The organism is Planctomyces sp. SH-PL62, assembly GCF_001610895.1.
Classification (GTDB): domain Bacteria; phylum Planctomycetota; class Planctomycetia; order Isosphaerales; family Isosphaeraceae; genus Paludisphaera.
The window spans coordinates 1,395,458-1,409,125 of sequence record NZ_CP011273.1 but is presented as its reverse complement, the minus strand read 5'-3'; the positions used below and the strand labels follow the sequence as shown (position 1 = coordinate 1,409,125).

The following is a 13,668-nucleotide window of genomic DNA, read 5'->3' as shown; positions in this document are numbered from 1 at the left end:
CGGACGGCCGCTCACTCGACGACCCGAGCATGCCGCACCTTGTTGAAATCCAGCCAGGTCAGCAAGGCGTCCTGCTCCTCGGTCAGCTCGACCTCGGTCGCGTTCTCGGTGTCGAGCGGCGAGACGAGATAGAAGACCCCTTCCATCACCCACTTGGCGACCTCGTCGCGATCGAACCAGTATTCCTTCTCGCCCAGTTCGGCGGGATGTTCGGGCGCACTGGGCGCGGCCTGGAAGTAGACCAGTTGCGATCGGAGCCGGGGCGAGAGCGAGAACGGGGGCAGGTCGGGATGATCCAGGGCGACCAGTCGGGAATGGGCCATCGTCGATTCGTCCGATCCGAGCATGGGGATGTTCGATCGCGCCGATCCGGGGCGCGAAGCGGCCTCGCCGGGCGTCGTCCCGGCGGCTTCGCGATTGTCCGCCAGGCCGCTCGCAGGGTCAAGCGTTCACGCGCCGAGTCGGCGGACGTCCCACTCGGGTTGGCGGAATGCAACGATCTCCACGCACTCCAGCGCCGCCGAGGCTATCGGGAACACGGGGTCGACCAATCCGGCCTCCGCCGCCTCATGTCGCGATGAGACAGCGGCGGCGCGGCTCTTGAGCAGGATCAGCCGAGCCGCCCCCAGCCTCTCGGCGATCCGGGCCGCGATCGAATCGGAGGTGGTCCCCCAGCTACGCGGCAAGGCATCGGGGGCGGTCTCGTCGACCTCCTCCAGATAGCGGCGGGTGGCGAGGATCGGTCGGAGTCCGGCGCGCCAGGCGGCGGGAAGCTCGGAAAGCTCGCGGACCAGGCGGCATCCGGCCAACTCCCCCGCGAGCATCTCGGCCGTCAGATCCATCGCTCCCAGCGCCAGGCGATGGGCCGGAACGGCGCCGAGTCCCCGCGCCTCGTCCAGCTTCCGCACGGCGTCGGCGATCGGCCCCCCCCCACGATCAGGACGACGCGAGCGTCCCGTACGCTTTGCGTCAGGTACTTCTCCAACCGCGCGATCAACGGGGTCCAGTCCAGCAGACTCCCCCCGACCTTCACGACGACGATCGGACGGTCGTCAGGCTTCGGCGGCATGGATCGCCCCCCCCTCTCTCGCCAGTTCGATCAGGGCGTGCGCGCATGCGGCTCCCGAGGCGCCCGATCCCCAGAGCGAGCCGAGCGGTCGAATGACGCCCGACGGTCCGACGACCGCCTCGGCGACGCGACGCGCGAGGAACTCTCCCGAGCCCGACACGACGGCGACCTCGGGCGTCCCGATCGTCGCCGCGCAAGCCTGCCTCGCCGCCCGGACCAGCCGATCCAGCAAGACCGCGTCCGCGGCCCTCGCCAGCTCTTCGACGTCCCGCGCGGAACACGACTCGCGATCGGCACAGACCATCCGCGCCAGGCGTTCTCCGGCTCGCTCGCGGGTCGCGGGGCGGCCGTCGGCGGTCCCTTGATCGTCGGGGACGGGGGACAGGTCGCCGAGGGTCAGGTACACGTCGCGCGTGGTCGCGAAGAACTCCGCCGCCAGTCCCGTCGACGCCCCCTGGAACGGCAGTTCGACGGCCAGGGCGCAAACGGGAGTACGCGCCACGCCGGCGTAGACCAACTCGGCGTTCCTGAGCCGCTCGAGGTCCGTCCGGCCCCGAGCCGCCACCCGCCCGGCGTCGAGCGGGATCAGGTCGGTCGTGGTGGTTCCGACGTCGATGAGGATCGCCCGCTTATCTCCCACCGTCCTCGCCGCGACGGTCGCAAGGGCCAGCCAGTTCGACGCCGCGGCGACGAGGGGCAGATTTCGAATCGAGGCCTCGTCACGGAATCGCCCGTCGATCCCCCAGAAGGCGAGCGGTCGGCCCGGCAACGCCTCGCGAAGCGCGTCGACGATCCGCAAGACTCCCTCTCGTTTGGTTTCGAAGCAGTCGCAAAGCTCGGCGGTCATCGTCGTCGCGACCCGGTCGAACGGGGGGAACGTCGCGGCCAGTTCGGCGATCGCCGAGGCCAGGCGATCGGGCTCCTTCCAGACCGGGAACGGCGAGGAACGGGTCGCGCCGCCCGAATGGGCCGCCTTGAGGTTCGCGCCCCCCACGTCGAGGGCGAGCCAGTTCACGTCGATCACGATCGCGATCCTCTCAGCTTGTGGTCGAGCGCCCAGACCCGGCCCGACGCCTCGAACTCGACGGGTCTCGATCCCGCGACGGCCCCGTCGATCCGATCCATCACTTCGTCCCAGGCCGCCGGATTCTCGATCCCGGTCAGCCAGGCGTCGGCGAGCAGCCCCGGCGGCAGCAGCCGACAGAGACCCACGCAGGAAGTCGTCGGCCTCGGGTTGATCTCCAGAACGACGACTCCGTCCCGTTCCTCATCATGGATGAAATCGACGCCGATGAGCCCGCGAAGCCCCGAGACCGACTCGACGGCGCGCGTGAGGATCTGGACGGCCCCGGGAAGCTCGATCGGAAGCCTCCCGCCGCGATAGCCGAATCGCCCGCCGCATCGCTCGATCTTCTGCTCTCCGATCGCGATCAGTCGGGCCCGCCCCGCGAACACCAGGAACGTGGCGCTCATCACGACGCCGGCGACGAACTCCTGCAACAGCCGGGGCGTCGTCGATCTGGCCAGCCTCTCGAACGAGTCCGGCCCATCGATCCGGAACGTGTCCATCGAGCCGGCCCCGTCGACGGGCTTGACGACGGCGGGATAGGCCCAGCTCGGCGGCGGCGTCTCTCCAGGTTCGAGCACGCGGGAACGGGGCGTCTGCACGCCGTGACGATCGAGCCATTCGCCGAGCGCCGGCTTGTCCGCCGTGAGCGCGACCGCATCCGGCTCGGAGCCCAGCAACCGGCAGCCCGCCGAGATCAGGCGACGGGTCATGTCCTCCAGGACGCCGCTCGTTTCCGGCGCGATCAGGAGCGTATAATCGTCCCGCCGGGCCAGCGATTCCAACCGGTCGAGCGAGTCGACCACGGCCGTTTCCCAGGGACCGACGTCGGGCGGGGTGCGGGGGTCGAGCGTGACGAGCACGCGGATCGAACCGCGCGTGGCGGCGGCGAACTCGGCCGCGAGGGCCCTTCGCATGGCGGCGCCTTCGAGCGCCCAGGACTCGGGCAAGGGCTCGCCGGCCAGGCCGCCGCCGGTCACGTACTCGTGGAGCAGGATCGTCGCGGATTCGGGCGAGTTCATCGTGAAATCGAAGTTCCAGGTTATTCCGGTGCTCGACGTTCTGGGCGGGCAGGCCGTCCACGCGGTCGGCGGCGATCGGGCGCGGTATCGGCCGTTGCGAAGCATCCTACACCCCTCGCCCGGCCTTCGGGAACTTGCGAGGGCCTTCCGCGATTCACTCGGCCTGGCGACGGTCTACTTGGCCGACCTCGACGCGATCACGAGCGGCGAGGGGGATCCGACACGCAATGCGGAAATCGTCGATCTCGGCCTGGGCCTCTGGCTCGACGCGGGAGTCCGCGATGAGCGCGACGTCGCCCCCCTCCTCGCCCTCGACCGGGTTCGCGTCGTCGCCGGCCTGGAAACCCTGCGAGGGCCGGACGCCCTCGCAAATCTCCTCGACGCGTGCGGCCCCGACCGCCTGATCGTCAGCCTGGACCTCCGGGACGGCCGACCGATCACGCCGAGGCGCGAGGCCTGGCCTGAAGACGACGCCACGGCCCTGGGGCTTCGGATCCTCGACATGGGCGTCGGCCGGCTCATCCTGCTCGACCTGAGCCGGGTGGGAAGGGGCTCGGGAATGGGCACGGAACGGCTCCTGGATTCCTTGCTCCGCTCCCATCCCCACGCCGAGATCACGGTCGGCGGGGGCGTCTCTCGGATCGAGGACCTGGACGAATGCCGAGATCGAGGTGCGTCGGCCGTGCTGGTCGGCTCGGCCTTGCATGACGGCCGGATCGATCGCCGGGCTCTGGAGCGTTTTCTCGAAAGCTCAGGGGGTTAGCTCGATCTCGGCCGACTGACCGAAGCACTCCTCGACCTCGACGCGGAGGGTGCGCGGGGAGGGCCAACCTCGGGCTTTCATGGCTTCGAGGAGCCGACCCGCGATGTACTCGGCGATCAATTCGGCCGTCGTGTTCGCGATCGGCAGGACGACGCACTCGTCGCTGGGGAAGCTCCAGTATCGGTCGCGGTAGCGGGCGACGGTGTTCGGGCCGACGACTTCCAGGGCGATGAGCGGGCTCTTGGCGGGGAGGAGCATCCTGTGGTCGAGTTCGTCGGTGATCACCCGCGTCATGTCGCGGAGGGCGATGAAGTCGACGACGTACGCGTTGGCGTCGAGGTCGCCGTCCACTTCCACGGCCGCCCGGTAGTTGTGGCCGTGGATGCGCTCGCAGTGGTCGCCGTCGAAGGTGATGAAATGCCCCGACGAAAAGACCAGGTAATCCTTCGTGACGCGGACCTTGAAGCGCGAGACGGGCACGGCTGGCATCCTTGAAAACATGCGACGATCAGTAGGCCGGTCCGCCGGACCAGGAGGCCGGGCCGGGCGGTCGAGGCAGGCTGATTGTCCCATCGCGGAGTGCGGCGAACAAGACCGCCGCGACGAGGTCGGCCGTCGCGCCCGGGTTGCGGAGGTTCTGATCCTCGCGCATCCAGCGGTCCAGGTCGCGAGCGTGCGCGAGGCCGTCGCCGCTCTCGGGCCAGCCGGCGTCGAGCACCAGCCGGGCGCGGCGCGACGCCTCGCGGGCGGTCGCCTCGTCCGTCTTCCGCGCGATCAGGGAATCGGGATGGTCGGCGAGCAGTTCCAGGAACGCGCCGAGGATCGCCGCTTCGAGCGGTCGACCAGGGGCCTGGCGACGCTTAAGCGCGGGGAGGCCTTCGTCAAGGACCTGCTGGAAGCCGTTCGCATACTGGCGGGCGATGAGGTCGCGGTCGGCGGCCAGGATCATGGCGTCGCGGAGCGTGATGGTCGGCTCGTCGGCCACGTCCTGCTCCTCGGCGCGTCCCAGGCCCCCGGGGTTCGCCAGGCGGATCGCCTGGTAGACGAGTCGGGCGTCGTCGACCGTCGTCGCCGCGAGCACGCGAGGAAGGCCCTCGGCGAGGGGTTCCGATCTGGGAACGGCGGCCAGGGGCGCGAGGAGGAGGATGATCCCCAGGTTCGCGTTCGTGGCGACGACCTTTCGCGTCGCCTCGACGGCGGCGAGTACGGCGACTCCCACCCCCTCTTCGAGCGCACGGTCGAGCGGGCCCGCCACGGCCGCCGCGGCGAGCAGGAAGTCCAGATAGTCCAGGTCGCGGAAGTCGGCGAACCGATGCACGTTTCCGGGCTTCCGCGCGGTGGCTTCCAGGAGGCAGGCGACCTGCGCCAGCATGCCGGTCGAGAGTTCGTTCACCGCACGGCCTCGCGCAAGGATCCGAGGAGGGCGGCGGCCACGTCGAGGCCCGTCGCATGCGACAGCGCCCGCCAGCCCGGCACGGCGTTGACCTCGATCAGCACGCGACGGCCGTCGTCCAGGTCCTCGATCAGATCCACCCCGGCGAACACGGCGCCGACGGCCTCGGTCGCGGCGACGGCCAGCCGTTCGGCCTCGGCGTCGGGCGTCCACGCTTCGGCCTTGCCGCCGATCGCGACGTTGGTCCGCCACTCGTCCCCCTGGGCCGTGCGACGCATCGCCCCGAGGACTTGGCCGCCGAGCACGAACAGCCGCAGGTCGTGGCCGGGATGCCGGATCCACTTCTGGAGATAGATCACCGAGCCCAGGCGTTCGAGCGCGTGGAAGCTGCGCCAGGCCAGTTCGCGGTGGCTCACGCGCATCAGCCCCCGCCCCTCCGAGCCGAACAGGGGCTTGACCACGACGTCCCCCCCAAATTCGTCAAAGGCCACCAGCGCCGCAGCCGCCGTCTGACCGGCCCACGTCGCCGGAACGGGGAGGCCGCGACGTTCGAGCAGGCTCAGCGTCAGGTACTTGTCCACGGCCGCTTCCACGGCTCGAGGAGGGTTCCAGACCGGCACGCCGACCACTTCAAGTCGGTGCAGCGCGTCCATGCGGAAGACGACCTGCTCCAGCCCCCCGGGCGGCATCATCCGCACCAGCACGCCGTCGACCGCCTCCAGCGCGACGCCTCCCGCCGAGACCCGCCCCGCCCCGCTTCCGACGGCGGCCTCGACCTCGTCGAACGGCAGGACGTGCAGCGAGACGTCCAGCGCCGAGGCCGCGCGCAGCAGGTCCTCGACGTGCCATCCCGTTCCCGATACCAAGGCGGCGAAAGTCGGCATGGCGCGTCGATCATCCCCAGAACGACCGCGCGACGATCTCGGGGCGGGGTGCGCCGAAGACGTGGGTTCGGCCGGTGTCGAGGTTCTGGAAGGCGACCTCGGCCGGGCTGAACAGGTGGGGGTCGACGGCGTAGAAGTCGTTATTGTAGCGGGCGAAGATGGCGGCGAAGGGCTCGCCGAAGTCGCGCGAGGCCGACGACGGGACGCGCGGGCCGATCTCCTGGAGGGATTCGTCGTCGCCGGTGACGTGGAGGACCACGCGGGCGCCGTAAAGGATGGCGTCGTTCGTGCGGCCGATGGCGGCGAGGTCGTCGCGGGCGATGGGAGGGAGCGGGGCCGTCCCGTGGGCGGACACGATCCGACCGAGGTCGAACTTCAACTCCGCCAGCTTGTGCAGCGCGGTCTCGACCGATCGGGCCGTGATCTGGAACCCGCCGGCCAGGCTCGCGGTGGGGGCGGCGACCAGCGTGACGTTCCAGGGCTCGACGCCGCACTCGTGGGCGATCTTCGCGACGACCTCGGGCGGGGGGGCCTTGCGGGTTTCCAGCACGCCGACGACGGTCTCAGACTCCTCGCGGAAGCCGATCGCGTCGAAAACGGGCTCCTTGCCGCGCACGGCACGCATCGGCCCGGAGCCCATCGCGAAGTACTTACCCTCGGAGATCGCCCACCCGGCGTACTGGCTGGCCAGGCAGGCCCGGACCGGGTGGTCCGTCCAGACCTGGACGAGAGGGACGGCGCGGCCGTCGATCTCGCCCATCGGGATCGTCACCTCCGCCAGCCCTCCCAGGCAGACCCGCGCCAGGTCGAGCCCCGCGCGGAGGCCGCCGCGAGCCTTGATCCCGCAATCGAGGAACAGGCCGCCGCCGTCGACCTCGTGAGAGGCGATCCGGCGATCTTCCGCCCCGGCGATCATCGTCTCGACGATCTGCGCGGCGCGGGCGTTGAGGGTCGACGTCATGGCGGGTCGGGCCTCAGGTGGGAGAGACGACTGTCAGGACCGGACGCGGCGGCGGAACCAGGATCTCGCCCCGGCCGCCGCTCGCCAGATCGCCATTGTAGCGGTCGAGAAGCGCCGAGGATACCGCGGTGGGGAGTTCGATCCCGCACCCGGCCAGGTGCGATTGATAGAGGTTCAGATAGGGGAAGACGAACCCGCCGGCGAATGCGAAAGTCGGCGGGACGACCGGCGACGGATCGTCCAGGCCCAAAAGGACGAGCGTCCCGCGCTTCATTCCCACCCCCGGCGACCCGCCGACCGGGCCGCAGGCGAAGATGGTCCCGGCGATCAGGCCGCGCCCGAGCCCCGCGCCGACGCCGCCTCGGACCGCGATCAGCCCCCGGCGCAGGAGCATCCCGACGTCGTTCCCGGCGTTGCCGCCGACGACGATCACCCCCTCGCGCATCCCCCGGCGGCTTCCGGGGTAGGCGGCCCCCAGGCCGTCACCGGCGTCGCCACGGATGCGGAGGAGCCCCCCGCCCATCTCGGCGCCCGCCCAGTCGAGGCAAGAGCCGTCGAGTTCCGCCAGCCCTCCCGTCATCTCGGCGGCGAACCGGAAGCCGACGTCGCCACGCACCGTGAGCGTCCCGAGCGTCATGCCCAGGCCGATCCGCGAGACGCGGCCCAGGTCCCCTTCCAGGACCAGACGCTCGTCTTGGGCGTCTCCATCGACGTCGAACAATTCGCCGAGTTCGGCTCTCGCGGTGCCGACGCGCAGGGGGACGCGGGCGGCGTCGGCCGACGCCAGCCCGCGGAAGGTTTCCGGCTTGAGGGGCGAGCCGTCGACCGGGAGATCGGTCGACGACCGCCATCGGAGCATCATCGCCATGGGTCAGTGCTTCCCACCGTCGCGGCCGGCCGATTCCTTGTGGGCGACGTCGTTGCCGCCCGTGGGCCGAGGCCGGACGCGGGCCTCGTGAGTGACCAGGTCGGCGCTGATCATGGCGTCGCGCATCTGGGTCGTGAGGTCGTTGAGGTTGCCGGGGGTGTGCGGGATCAGGATCGTGTTGCTCCGCGAGGTCGCCCCGATCTCCTTGAGCGTGTCGAAGTACTGCGTCATGAGCACCAGGTTCATGACGTCCTGGGCGCTCGTGCCGGGGACGCTCTTCTGGAACTCGTCGACCGACTCGCGGAGGCCCTCGACGATCGCCCGCCGCTGGTCGGCGATGCCCTTGCCCTGCAGCGCCTTGCTCTGAGCCTCGGCCTCGGCCGCCTTGACCTTGAGGATCCGATCGGCCTCGCCCTTCTCGGTGGCCGCGATCCGCAGCCGCTGAGCGGCGTTGATCTCGTTCATGGCCTCCTTCACCTTGCGGTCGGGCTCGATGTCGGTCACCAGCGCCTTGACGATGCCGTAGCCGAAGTCGTACATGACGTGCGCCAGCTCGTTCTTCACGGCGTCGGCGATCTCGTCCTTCTTCTCGAACACGTCGTCGAGCTTCTGCAAGGGGACCCGGGCGCGGACGACGTCGAAGATGAACGCCGACATCTGCATGTGCGGGTCCATCAGCCGATAGTAGGCGTCGTACACCTTGTCCGGCAGGACGGCGTACTGGACCGACACGACGACCAGCACGAATACGTTGTCCTCGGTCTTGGTCTCCACCCGGACGTCGAGCTGCTGCACCCGGAGGTTGATCCGGCCGGCGATCGTCTCGATGATCGGGACCTTGAAGTTCAGGCCCGGATGCCCCACCCTCGCGAACTTCCCGAACCGCTGCACGATCGCCGCGGACTGCTGCTGGACCGTGAAGAAGGGGCCGAAGATCAGGAACAGGACGCCCCCGAAGAACAGGAGGACGAAAAAGCCGATCAGGTATTCCATGATGGGGACCCCTTTTCTCCACGACACGCGGACGCGATCGAGCCCTACTTCCGGGGACGACGCGCCGGTCGTGACCGCTTCGTCCCCGACGCCATGAACACGATAAACCATGGCACGCGTCTATTCGCCGGGATTCCCCCCTTCTTGCGGGAAACCGCCCCCGGCCGCGGCCGGATTTCGTCCGGGTCGCTCAGCGCTTCAAAACGTCGTGCAGCCGGATGTGGAACGGCCCGAGCTTCCCGCCGTAGTTCCCCGCCGTCGCCGCGACCACGCCCCGGGACGCGCGGGCCCCGGCCCGGAGTCCCTCGGCCGTGGCCCGCTCGACGGCCTCCAGGGTCAGGCCGTCGATGACGATCTCATAGGCGCACCGCACGTCGGCCGGCAGGTCGGTCGGGACCAACCCCCGAAGGCCGGGCGCGTAGGCGGTGTTGGTGCTGGCGCGGAGGGCCTTGTACTTGCTCCCGACCTTCGATCCGGACCGCGCGATCCCCCCCGGAAAGGGCAGGATCACCCCCTCGACCGTCCGCATGACCGTCACGGCTTCCTCGGCGGCGGCCAGCACGCCAGCAGGGTCGGTCCCCAGGAGGATGAGGTTGCCGCCGGCGACCCCCTTCACGGTGCCGAAGGCCTCCTCGCAGACGAACTCGCCGTCCATCACCGGAAGCCGCCAGTAACGCCGCCCGGCCAGACGTTTGGAGATCTGCCAGCCGTCGCCGAAGTAGCGGAGCCGGCCGCCGACGACGATCGACTTCTCGCCCACGGGCAGCCCGTTGTAGCAGGCGGTCGTCGGACAGGTCATCACGCACTGGCCGACTCGGTTTACCAGGGCCTTTTCCAGAGCCTCGCGGCTGAAGGCGAAGGCCAGGACGCTGACGCCGGGACGGCCGTCGGGGGTCTCCCTGGGGGAGAGCCGCCGCTCAACGGCCACCTCGGCGTCGCAGCCGATGACGCTCGTCGCGTATCCCGAGATCGTCCGGCCCGCGATCTCGGCCCAGCGGGTCGAGTCGGCCGTCACGATGGCCCGCGCGGCGGTCATCGGGAACGCCTCCGCGAACGTATCCACGATCAAGACGCCGTCCAGCAACATCGTCGCGTTCTCGCAAGACCCAGGTCGGGGCGTGGATCAGCCCGGCTTCGGCCGGGAGACGGCGTGAGGTCCGGCCAGGTCGTCGACGCTCAGGCGAAAGTTCGCCGGATGGAACGACGCCTCCTCCGCCAGCCTTCGCTCCAGGTCGGCCCGGGTCTCGGGGTCGACGTCCAGCGCGGAGAAGAGCGTCCGCCCGCCGGGGGCGGACCGAAGCTCGCCGTCGTCGACGACGACCTCGCCCCCCTTGACCACCCATCGAGGCAGGGCGAACATCCGGCGGCGGTCGTCGTCGGGAGCGTAGATCGTCACGTCGGCATCGGCCCCGATCCCGAGGTGGCCCTTGTGCGACAGGCCGAGGATGCGGGCCGGCCCGGCGCGGGTGACGACGGCGATCTCGGCCAGCGTGTATTCGCGCGAGAGGTCGCCCAGCCCGCTCCTCGCCCTGACCCGCTCCGGGAGCCGGGCCAGGGTCTCGTCCCGCAAGTTCTTGTCCATCAGGAGGGCGATGACTTCCGGGTAAGAGCGGAACGAAGCCCCGTTGGGATGGTCGGTCGACATCGCCACCCGCCAGGGGTCCTCGACCCGGAGGAACCACTCCAGGCCGATCGCCCACTGGAGCGCGTGGATGAAATTCTTGTCCTGGTACTCGATGGGCGAAACGCCGCAGCCGTCCTCCTGTTCGACGTCGTGGTTGTACCACTTCCGGCCCAGGAGGTTCGCCAGATAGTGTCCGGTGGGGCCGTCGGCCGTCATGCTGGTCGTCTCGCCGAACATCACCTGGCCGACGTCGACCGTGACACCCTCGTGGGTGTTCACATAATCCGCCAGCGGCTCGACCTTGGCGTCGATGTCCTCGGGGTGGTCGGGCGAGCCGCCGTAGCTGTGGAACTGGACGTGCGCCAGGTGGAATCGCAGTCCGTCGAGGGCCTGCATCCCTTCCAGAGCGTGCGCCCAGTTGCCGGGGAGGCCCAGGTTCAGCCCGTGGAAATGCAAGGGGTGCGGCAGCCCCAGGGAGTCGACGGCCTTCGCCAGCGCGACGACGATCTGGCGGGGGCTCACGTCGAAGTGGTCGACCCGGTCGTCCCAGCCGGCGATCCGGCCCCCCCCCTGCTTCCACTGCTCCACCCCGCCTGGGTTCACCGCCTTGACGCCGAAACCTTTCGAGGAGTCCAGCAGCCAGGCCACGGTCCGTTCGACCCGCGCGAAGTCGCCCTCGCGGACGGCGTCGAGGATCGCGTGGTTGTTCCCCATCAGGATGAGCATAGCCTTGTCGACCAGCGGTACGTCGCCGAACTCGGCGTGGGCGTGACGCGCGCCCAGCGGCGGGATCGCCGCGTCGACGGCCGTCGTGTAGCCCAGCCCTGCATACTGGTAGCCCGTCGTGAACGAACTGGGGACGCTGCCGATCGTTCCCGATCGGAAGTCCCGCCATCGCCGCATGACGCGGTCCTCGTCGCGGCGCTCTTCCGGCCGCATGATCCGCGCGGCGTTGACCTTCGAGCCGGCGATGTGGGAGTGGACGTCCACCCCCCCCGGCATGACGACGTATCCCCTCGCGTCGATCGTCCGATCCGCCCGAGCGTCCGGATCGGCCGGCGCCGCGACGATACGGCCGTCACGAACCCAGAGGTCCCCGACGCGGTCTTCGACGCCGTTCGCCGGGTCGACGACGCGTCCGCCTGCGATGCACAGGCTGCTCATGATCCCGCCTCCCCCTCCGGAGCGGCCGATTCCGACGTGAGTCGTTCGACGGCCTCTTTCAACGCGACCAGCCAATCCCCCTCGCTCGGCGAGGAAGCGGGCCGCAAGCTCCGGATCGGCAGCGTCACGCCGTCGACTCGCGTGAAAGTCCCGGACTCGTCGATCCCCGGCGTCGTCGCGGGGAGCGCGATCGTGGCTAGGTCGAACGCCTCGTGCTCGCGGTCGCCGAGGAAGATCCAGGGCCTGTCCGCGAGGCGGGCTCGCGCGTCTCCCGGCATGGAATCGATCGCCGAACCGCCGACGACGATCGCGCAGTCGAAATCGCCGCGTCTCAGTCGCACGGCCGCCGACGACTCCCCCGGCAGCGACTCCGGGAAGCCCGCGCCGAAGTCCACGCCGGGAGCGAACCCAGATTGCCAGGCGAGCGCCGATTCTGCGCCGTGCGCGTTTCCCGCCTCGCCCAACCCCAGGGCCGCGAACCGCGTCGTCCGGTTCAGGTCGCGCACCAGCCCGGTCACGGCCTGGTGCCGCGCCTCGACCTCCGCGATCGGCCCTCGGCCGGCGAAGGCCCCGGTGAACCACGCCCCGTAGCGGGCTCCCTGGAGCATTTCCGCGAAGGCTTGCAGCGCGGCGAGCGAGCATCCGGTCGCGTGCTCGACCCGCTTCGCGTCGAGCGCCGTCTCCCGCACCAGCGCCCGCAGGACGAGCAAGACGTTCAACTCGACCTCCGGTCTGACCTGGAGGAAGACGTCGGCGAGCCGGGCCGTCGGCGTCGTCGTGGCGTCGACCACCGCGACCCGGCGCCCTCCCCTCCCCTCCGGGACGAATCGGCCCGTCGGCTCGACGGAATAGCGTTCGAGGTGTCGCGGGTGGGTCGTCACGGGATCCGAGGCCCAGAAGACGACCACGTCCGCGCGATTCTTGACCTCGCCGAGCGTCGCCCCGATGCTCCCGACGCGCTGCATGGCCGCGATCCGTGGCCAGGCCGACGTCGCGTCGCCGACCTCGATCGTCGCGCCGATCCGGTCCGCCAGGGCGACCGCCTTGCGGGCGGTCTCGTTCGTCGACCGCCCGAGGCCGATGATCGCTGGCGCCTTCGCGCCGACGAGGATCCGGGCCGCCTCGACCACCGCCTCCGCATCCGCGTCGCGCCCCTGGATTCGCGCCGAAGGGGTCGCGAGCGGGGTCGTCCGCAGCCCGATGAGACGGGGGCGGGCCAGGTCGCAGGCTGAAACGGCCTCGATCACCCGGTCCTCGGCGACGACGAGGCTCAGGTCGTCGCACAGGCACCCGCAAAGCGTACAGGTATAAGCCGAGGGCGTCTCGGGCTTCGCCCGCGCATCGCCGTCTTCGAAACTCCTCGGCTTTTCGTCGTTGGGCATCGCCCACCTCCCACGTCCCGTCGATCGGCCCCATGATCGGGGACGGGGCCCGCGGACGCAACTGGACGGTGCCCCATTCCCTCCCCCGAGCCCAGCACGATCCGACTCACCGGCGCGAGCCTCTGGACGGATTCCTAACGTCCCGTCTCCAGGTCCGACTCTCGCACAGGAGCAGCGGCGGCGTGCGCCCGACGAGATCGATCCCGCGATGCGAACGTCCTCCCACCGGTCGAGACGCCTAGGGGCACTCTGCGTAATCGCCAGGCGGCCCGGTTCCCCCGACGGGGCGGAGCGTCAGCAGGGAGGTCTGGGCTCCGCAAGCCTCGAAAGAGGCTTAAGACCTCCGGGCAATCGTCGTCGGCCTCCGCCGCAAGCTAGGCGACGCTCCGAAGTCTTTCCGTTAATCCGGACCGAGGGGGGGGGCGGCTACCGCTTCGCGGCAGAATGGGCCGCCCCGGGGAATCGGGAACGGAGCCCAT

The 13,668-nt window shown here is 70.2% G+C and carries 15 protein-coding genes; 1 reads left to right on the top strand and 14 read right to left on the bottom strand.

Going from position 1 to position 13,668, the window contains the following annotated elements; genetic code table 11:
- Nucleotides 1-11 precede the first annotated feature (11 nt).
- The 5 genes from VT85_RS05510 to VT85_RS05490 form a co-directional block, all read right to left on the bottom strand.
- Nucleotides 12-323: a hypothetical protein gene (locus tag VT85_RS05510; protein WP_068421450.1), complete on the bottom strand. Its 312-nt coding sequence runs from the start codon at nucleotides 321-323 to the stop codon at nucleotides 12-14.
- 126 nt (nucleotides 324-449) lie between these two features.
- Nucleotides 450-842 carry a hypothetical protein gene (locus VT85_RS05505; RefSeq protein ID WP_156512695.1) on the bottom strand — a complete coding sequence of 131 codons (393 nt, stop codon included), beginning with the start codon at nucleotides 840-842 and terminating at the stop codon, nucleotides 450-452.
- A complete protein-coding gene (locus tag VT85_RS05500) occupies nucleotides 833-1,069 on the bottom strand; it encodes a hypothetical protein (RefSeq protein WP_068411702.1) in 237 nt (78 codons plus the stop codon). Before VT85_RS05500 ends, VT85_RS05505 begins: the two co-directional genes overlap by 10 nt.
- A complete protein-coding gene (locus tag VT85_RS05495) occupies nucleotides 1,053-2,093 on the bottom strand; it encodes a hydantoinase/oxoprolinase family protein (RefSeq protein WP_068411699.1) in 1,041 nt (346 codons plus the stop codon). Before VT85_RS05495 ends, VT85_RS05500 begins: the two co-directional genes overlap by 17 nt.
- A complete protein-coding gene (locus tag VT85_RS05490) occupies nucleotides 2,090-3,262 on the bottom strand; it encodes an ATP-grasp domain-containing protein (protein WP_082858381.1) in 1,173 nt (390 codons plus the stop codon). The genes VT85_RS05495 and VT85_RS05490 overlap by 4 nt, the downstream gene beginning before the upstream one ends.
- Here VT85_RS05490 and VT85_RS05485 point away from each other — a divergent pair.
- Complete coding sequence (locus tag VT85_RS05485) at nucleotides 3,159-3,920, top strand: HisA/HisF-related TIM barrel protein (RefSeq protein WP_197491108.1); 762 nt, start codon at nucleotides 3,159-3,161, stop codon at nucleotides 3,918-3,920. The genes VT85_RS05490 and VT85_RS05485 overlap by 104 nt on opposite strands.
- Here the strand turns inward: VT85_RS05485 and VT85_RS05480 are convergent.
- The 9 genes from VT85_RS05480 to VT85_RS05440 all read right to left on the bottom strand — a co-directional run bounded on the left by VT85_RS05480 (nucleotide 3,909) and on the right by VT85_RS05440 (nucleotide 13,189).
- Nucleotides 3,909-4,409, bottom strand: a complete 501-nt coding sequence (locus VT85_RS05480; RefSeq protein ID WP_068411690.1) for a 6-pyruvoyl trahydropterin synthase family protein — start codon at nucleotides 4,407-4,409, stop codon at nucleotides 3,909-3,911. The genes VT85_RS05485 and VT85_RS05480 overlap by 12 nt on opposite strands.
- Before the next feature lie 19 nt (nucleotides 4,410-4,428).
- Nucleotides 4,429-5,313 carry a triphosphoribosyl-dephospho-CoA synthase gene (locus VT85_RS05475; protein WP_197491107.1) on the bottom strand — a complete coding sequence of 295 codons (885 nt, stop codon included), beginning with the start codon at nucleotides 5,311-5,313 and terminating at the stop codon, nucleotides 4,429-4,431.
- A complete protein-coding gene (locus tag VT85_RS05470; protein WP_068411686.1) occupies nucleotides 5,310-6,197 on the bottom strand; it encodes a RimK family alpha-L-glutamate ligase in 888 nt (295 codons plus the stop codon). The genes VT85_RS05475 and VT85_RS05470 overlap by 4 nt, the downstream gene beginning before the upstream one ends.
- 10 nt (nucleotides 6,198-6,207) lie before the next feature.
- Entirely contained in the window at nucleotides 6,208-7,158 is a 951-nt protein-coding gene (mch, locus tag VT85_RS05465) for a methenyltetrahydromethanopterin cyclohydrolase (RefSeq protein WP_068411683.1), read from the bottom strand.
- 13 nt (nucleotides 7,159-7,171) lie between these two features.
- Nucleotides 7,172-8,026 carry a formylmethanofuran dehydrogenase subunit C gene (locus tag VT85_RS05460; RefSeq protein WP_068411680.1) on the bottom strand — a complete coding sequence of 285 codons (855 nt, stop codon included), beginning with the start codon at nucleotides 8,024-8,026 and terminating at the stop codon, nucleotides 7,172-7,174.
- A gap of 3 nt (nucleotides 8,027-8,029) precedes the next feature.
- Nucleotides 8,030-9,019: an SPFH domain-containing protein gene (locus tag VT85_RS05455; protein WP_068411678.1), complete on the bottom strand. Its 990-nt coding sequence runs from the start codon at nucleotides 9,017-9,019 to the stop codon at nucleotides 8,030-8,032.
- A gap of 190 nt (nucleotides 9,020-9,209) precedes the next feature.
- The gene (gene fhcD, locus VT85_RS05450) at nucleotides 9,210-10,106 is read right to left on the bottom strand and encodes a formylmethanofuran--tetrahydromethanopterin N-formyltransferase (RefSeq protein ID WP_068411675.1); all 897 of its coding nucleotides are present in this window, start codon (nucleotides 10,104-10,106) and stop codon (nucleotides 9,210-9,212) included.
- 36 nt (nucleotides 10,107-10,142) lie between these two features.
- Nucleotides 10,143-11,807, bottom strand: coding sequence for a formylmethanofuran dehydrogenase subunit A (locus tag VT85_RS05445; RefSeq protein WP_068411673.1), 1,665 nt, complete (start codon nucleotides 11,805-11,807; stop codon nucleotides 10,143-10,145).
- Nucleotides 11,804-13,189 carry a hypothetical protein gene (locus tag VT85_RS05440; RefSeq protein ID WP_068411670.1) on the bottom strand — a complete coding sequence of 462 codons (1,386 nt, stop codon included), beginning with the start codon at nucleotides 13,187-13,189 and terminating at the stop codon, nucleotides 11,804-11,806. The genes VT85_RS05445 and VT85_RS05440 overlap by 4 nt, the downstream gene beginning before the upstream one ends.
- Between the last annotated feature and the right edge of the window lie 479 nt (nucleotides 13,190-13,668).

Excerpts from the sequence above, each read along its gene's own strand:
- VT85_RS05440 (WP_068411670.1), bottom strand. The coding sequence starts at position 13,189 with ATGCCCAACGACGAAAAGCCGAGGAGTTTCGAAGACGGCGATGCGCGG.
- VT85_RS05460 (WP_068411680.1), bottom strand. The coding sequence starts at position 8,026 with ATGGCGATGATGCTCCGATGGCGGTCGTCGACCGATCTCCCGGTCGAC.
- mch (WP_068411683.1), bottom strand. The coding sequence starts at position 7,158 with ATGACGTCGACCCTCAACGCCCGCGCCGCGCAGATCGTCGAGACGATG.
- VT85_RS05500 (WP_068411702.1), bottom strand. The coding sequence starts at position 1,069 with ATGCCGCCGAAGCCTGACGACCGTCCGATCGTCGTCGTGAAGGTCGGG.
- VT85_RS05505 (WP_156512695.1), bottom strand. The coding sequence starts at position 842 with ATGGATCTGACGGCCGAGATGCTCGCGGGGGAGTTGGCCGGATGCCGC.
- VT85_RS05510 (WP_068421450.1), bottom strand. The coding sequence starts at position 323 with ATGGCCCATTCCCGACTGGTCGCCCTGGATCATCCCGACCTGCCCCCG.
- VT85_RS05445 (WP_068411673.1), bottom strand. The coding sequence starts at position 11,807 with ATGAGCAGCCTGTGCATCGCAGGCGGACGCGTCGTCGACCCGGCGAAC.
- VT85_RS05455 (WP_068411678.1), bottom strand. The coding sequence starts at position 9,019 with ATGGAATACCTGATCGGCTTTTTCGTCCTCCTGTTCTTCGGGGGCGTC.
- VT85_RS05470 (WP_068411686.1), bottom strand. The coding sequence starts at position 6,197 with ATGCCGACTTTCGCCGCCTTGGTATCGGGAACGGGATGGCACGTCGAG.
- VT85_RS05480 (WP_068411690.1), bottom strand. The coding sequence starts at position 4,409 with ATGCCAGCCGTGCCCGTCTCGCGCTTCAAGGTCCGCGTCACGAAGGAT.
- fhcD (WP_068411675.1), bottom strand. The coding sequence starts at position 10,106 with ATGTTGCTGGACGGCGTCTTGATCGTGGATACGTTCGCGGAGGCGTTC.
- VT85_RS05490 (WP_082858381.1), bottom strand. The coding sequence starts at position 3,262 with ATGCTTCGCAACGGCCGATACCGCGCCCGATCGCCGCCGACCGCGTGG.